Origin of the sequence: Nocardia alni (genome assembly GCF_019038435.1) — a bacterium.
GTDB classification, from domain to species: Bacteria; Actinomycetota; Actinomycetes; order Mycobacteriales; family Mycobacteriaceae; genus Nocardia; species Nocardia alni.
In genome coordinates this window covers 1-4,187 of the sequence record NZ_JAGPOX010000271.1, presented here as the reverse complement: position 1 = coordinate 4,187, position 4,187 = coordinate 1, and the positions used below count along the sequence as shown (strand labels likewise).

The following is a 4,187-nucleotide window of genomic DNA, read 5'->3' as shown; positions in this document are numbered from 1 at the left end:
CAATAGAGTTGGGGGGTGCTCGAGTCCCCTACCGATACCGCGCCGACCACCACTGCGTCCATCGAGGCGGGGTTTCCGTTTTCGGCGGTGGTGGGGCAGGAGCAGTTGCAGCTGGCGCTGATCCTGTGTGCGGTGCATCCCGGGATCGGCGGTGTGCTGGTGCGGGGGGAGAAGGGGACCGCGAAGTCCACCGTGGTGCGGGCGCTGGCGCAGCTGTTGCCGCCGGTGTCCGACGAGCGGGGTGAGCGGCCCGCGCGGCTGGTGGAGCTGCCGGTGGGGGCGACCGAGGACAGGGTGATCGGCTCGCTGGACCTGCAACGGGTGCTGCGTGACGGAGAGCAGGCGTTCCGGCCCGGGTTGCTGGCGGCGGCGCATCACGGCGTGTTGTACGTCGACGAGGTGAACCTGCTGCACGACCATCTGGTGGACGTGCTGCTCGACGCGGCGGCCATGGGACGGGTGCATATCGAGCGCGATGGGGTGTCACATTCGCATCCGGCGCGGTTCGTACTGGTCGGGACCATGAACCCGGAGGAGGGCGAGCTGCGCCCGCAGCTGCTGGACCGGTTCGGGCTCACGGTCGACGTGGTCGCGTCGCGGGAGGTGGGCGTGCGTATGTCGGTGGTGCGCCGGCGCTTGGACTACGAGGCGGATCCGGCGGGATTCGCCGTTCGCTATGCCGACGCCGACCGCGAGATCGCCGATCGGATCCTGATCGCCCGTGACCTGGTCGGCGAGGTCGTGCTCGACGATGTGGAATTGCGCCGGATCGCCGCGTTGTGCGCGAGTTTCGATGTCGACGGGATGCGCGCCGATCTGGTGGTCGCGCGGACCGCCACCGCGCACGCGGCCTGGCGCGGAAGCCGGACCGTGACCGCCGAGGACGTGCGAGTCGCCGCGGAACTCGCGCTGCCGCATCGGCGTCGGCGCGATCCGTTCGACGAGCCAGGTATCAGTGAGGATCAGCTCGAGGAGGCGATGCGCCAGGCCGAACAGGAGGCGCAGCGTCAGCGGGACGAATCGGCCGATGATCCCGACGACGACCCGGATGGGCCCGATTCGCCTGGTGGTGGACAGGATTCGGGAGGGGGCCCCGATTCGCCCGACAGCGGACCGGATTCGCCCGGCAGTGCGCCCGATCCGCTCGATGGACCGGATTCACCCGGTGCTCAGCGGGATCCTCGGGCCGAATCGTCCGATGAGGACCGGGCCGACGCACAGCCCGACGACCGTGGCGAATCGTCCGGCGGGCGTCCCGCGCCCGAACGCAACGCCGGCGCTCCGGCGAATTCGGTTGCCCGCCCGCCTCGTTGGGAGATTCAGGGCGTCGGAGAGGGCGCTCCGGGACGCCGCTCACGTGCCCGCACCCGGCACGGCCGCGTGGTCCGCGTCGCCCCCGACGCCACCGATGCCGCCGCCGGACTGCATCTACTCGGCACTGTCTTCGCGGCCGCGCCGCATCAGCGCGCCCGCGGTCGTTTCACCGGGCCCCTCGCGCTCGAGCCGGAGGACCTGCGCGGCGCGTATCGCGAAGGGCGCGAAGGCAATCTGGTGGTCTTCGTGGTAGACGCCTCGGGCTCGATGGCCGCCCGCGACCGGCTGTCCGCGGTCACCGGCGCGATCGTCGCCCTGCTGCGCGATGCCTACCAGCGACGCGACAAGGTCGCGGTGATCACCGTGCGCGGCACCGAGGCCGAGCTGGTACTGCCACCCACCTCCTCGGTCGACATCGCCGTGCGCCGCCTGTCCGGCCTGCGCACCGGCGGCAAAACTCCACTGGCTCGAGGACTTGTCACCGCCCGCGACCTCGTGCACCGCGAGCGCGTGCGCGACCCGCAGCGCCGCGCCATGGTCGTGCTGCTCACCGATGGCCGCGCCACCGGCGGCGTCGACCCGGTCCCGCGCGCCCGGGCCGCCGCCCGCGCCCTGTCCCGCGACGGTGTGGCCGGTGTGGTCGTGGACTGCGAGCGCGGCATGATCCGCCTCGGTCTGGCCCTCGACCTCGCTCGCGACCTGCGGGCCACCTACGTCCAGCTCTCCGAGATCACGGGCGATTCCGTGGCGGGCGTCGTCCGCGCTACCGCCCAACCGGCCACCCGTGCCGCATAACTCGGCCAACCCGGGCTGAGACTGCATTTTTCGTGTCCGATTGGCCGGAAACCGGCGAACGCGGCCACAAAATGCAGCGGTAGGCCGGGTTGTCCCCGTCGAGCTGGCCCGCCGGGCGCAGTTCGGTGTGGCAGCTGTGCGCAGATGGTCGTGTGCGGCGGAGAACCGGCCTCCCGCTGCATTTTTGGGGTGGAATTGTCGGAAACCGGAGTTTCGAGGGGGAAGAATGCAGCGTCAGGCCGGGCCGATTCGCGCGGCAGGGGTGGCTGGGCTCGTGTCGATGCGTCAGCTCAGCGAATCTGCCAGGGCGGTGAGCAGTTCCGAGCATCCGGCATGGACGGTGACGGTGGCCAGTTCGTCGCCGCGCGTGTGGCCGCGGTTGACGATGATGACCGGGCGGCCGGATTTGGCTGCGTGGCGCACGAAGCGCAGGCCGGACATCACCGTCAGCGAGGATCCGGCCGCCAGCAGGACCTCGGCCGCGTCGACCAGTTCGTAGGCGTGCGCCACGCGCGCCTTGGGCACGTTCTCGCCGAAATAGACGATGTCGGGCTTGAGCATGCCACCGCAACGCTCGCAGTCGACCATCCGGAATCCGGCGGTGTCGTCGACGACGGCGTCCGCGTCGGGCGCCACCTCCAGCCCGTCGGTGACCGATTCGGCGAATCCGGGATTGGCCGCCTCCAGCCGCTCCGCGAGGGTCATCCGGGAGGTCAGCGCCTCGCAGGCCAGACAGCGCACCCGTGCGTAGGTGCCATGCAGGTCGATCACCCGGCGGCTACCCGCCTTGGTATGCAGCAGATCGACATTCTGCGTGATCACGCCGCCCACGACCCCCGCCCGCTCCAGCCGCGCCAGCGCACGGTGCCCGGCGTTCGCTCGCGCGGCATCCATCCGCCGCCACCCGACGTGGTTGCGCGCCCAATACCGCTGCCGAAACTCCGCATCCCCCACGAACTGCTGATATGTCATCGGATTGCGCGGCGGCGAACTCGGCCCCCGATAATCCGGGATTCCGCTGTCGGTCGAGATGCCGGCCCCGGTGAGCACCGCCATCCGCCGCCCCGCGACCAGGTCGAGCACCTGATCAACATTGCTGCGCATGGTTTCGATACTCGTCATGCGTCCAGCGTACGAGCGCTCGGGTGGTGGGCGATCACGTGAGCTCGCGATTTCGATGGCCTTCGTCGTATGCCAGTGGCTAACCTCACCGGCACAGGACGTTTGACTTGGGGAAGTAGGACTCGAATGGCCAGCGAAGAGTTGGAATCGAAGCTGAGAACGTATCGCGAGCGGTGGCTCCTCGCCGAGATGACCGAGCGGTTGGGGGGCATACTCACCGGACGTCGTCCAGCGACCGGCCAGATTCCCGAGCGGCTGTACACGGTCATCGGGAGCTTTTGGGACTGCGAGAGGTGGGCGGATGCGAGACTGACCGACGAGGCGGACGAGTCACAACTGGCCCAGTGGACCGAAGCGCAACTCGCGGACCACGGCATCACCGGAACCTGCTGGGTCGGCACCCACCTGAGAATAGATCCCTGGCTCGAATGCGAACCGGCTCCTGGATGGACGACTCACATATGTGCCGCCATCCCGCGATCACATACCTATCTGGCCGCCGACGCGCGTGCGGTGGTCGTCTTCCACGAGTCGGAATACTTCTACGAGATGTACGCCGCAGCTCTCTAGCGCACCCATTCCGAGGCGTGACCAGCGCTGTTCCCGGGGCGGGCGTGGTAGCGGGTGCGGGGTATGGCAACGTTGGCTGGAGTTTGGTGTGCGGAAGGAGCGGAGTCGATGCCCAAAGGTGTGCCGGAGACGGTTCCCGAGGACGGGTTGACCACGCGGCAGCGGCGTAACCAGCCGGTGTTGGCGGTGCATACCGGGGCGGGGAAGGGGAAGTCCACCGCGGCCTTCGGGATGGCGCTGCGGGCCTGGAACCAGGGGTTCGACGTGGCGGTGTTCCAATTCGTCAAGAGCGCCAAGTGGAAGGTCGGGGAGGAGGCGGCGTTCCGTACGCTCGGGCGGCTGCACGCCGAGACCGGGGCGGGCGGGCCGGTCGAATGGCACAAGAT

Annotated in this window: 4 protein-coding genes; 3 read left to right on the top strand and 1 reads right to left on the bottom strand. The window is 69.3% G+C overall.

Annotated features, from left to right (window positions below; genetic code table 11):
* The first annotated feature begins 15 nt into the window (after positions 1-15).
* Positions 16-2,109 (top strand): magnesium chelatase subunit D family protein, encoded by a 2,094-nt coding sequence (locus JZ791_RS43595; protein ID WP_308163503.1) that lies wholly within the window; start codon positions 16-18, stop codon positions 2,107-2,109.
* Positions 2,110-2,394: 285 nt separating this feature from the next.
* On the opposite strand, the gene JZ791_RS43590 is transcribed toward JZ791_RS43595, so the two are convergent.
* The gene (locus tag JZ791_RS43590) at positions 2,395-3,231 is read right to left on the bottom strand and encodes an NAD-dependent protein deacetylase (RefSeq protein WP_254207369.1); all 837 of its coding nucleotides are present in this window, start codon (positions 3,229-3,231) and stop codon (positions 2,395-2,397) included.
* Between the two features lie 126 nt (positions 3,232-3,357).
* Here JZ791_RS43590 and JZ791_RS43585 point away from each other — a divergent pair, with 126 nt between their 5' ends.
* Positions 3,358-3,801, top strand: a complete 444-nt coding sequence (locus JZ791_RS43585) for a hypothetical protein (protein ID WP_216903767.1) — start codon at positions 3,358-3,360, stop codon at positions 3,799-3,801.
* A 108-nt stretch (positions 3,802-3,909) separates the two neighbouring features.
* On the top strand, positions 3,910-4,187 hold a 278-nt coding region (locus JZ791_RS43580; RefSeq protein WP_216903765.1), incomplete at its 3' end, for a cob(I)yrinic acid a,c-diamide adenosyltransferase.